This window comes from Candidatus Poribacteria bacterium, assembly GCA_021295755.1.
Lineage (GTDB): Bacteria > Poribacteria > WGA-4E > WGA-4E > PCPOR2b > PCPOR2b.
Window position 1 is genome coordinate 1 of sequence record JAGWBT010000212.1, and the last position, 367, is coordinate 367.

A 367-nucleotide genomic window follows, 5' to 3' on the forward strand; every position below is an offset into this window, starting at 1 on the left:
GCATCGTCGACAAAGATGGAAATCCCAGCACGGATGCGAACGATTTCGTCAACGGCGGCGGACATGTTCCGTTTGGCGGGCACAAGGGCTACGCCTTGATGATGGCGACAGAGTTTCTGGGAAGAATCTTCACAGGAGCGGACGCCTTTGTTGATTCCAAACACGGCGGTCCAATTATGCGGCACCAAGGCGTAACATTTATTGCTTTCAAAGCAGATCTGTTCCAGCCCTTCTCGGATTATGCAAATCGCGCCGATGAGATGGGACGTCGCGTCCGGGCGATTCCACCGGCACCCGGCTTCGATGAAGTCCTGATGCCCGGCGATCCGGAGGTTCGGACACGCGCCAACCGTCAACGCGATGGTAT

General features: G+C 56.4%; 1 protein-coding gene. It reads left to right on the forward strand.

Going from position 1 to position 367, the window contains the following annotated elements:
* Positions 1 to 367 (forward strand): Ldh family oxidoreductase (locus J4G02_21965; GenBank protein ID MCE2397181.1); only part of this gene is annotated, 367 nt, incomplete at both ends.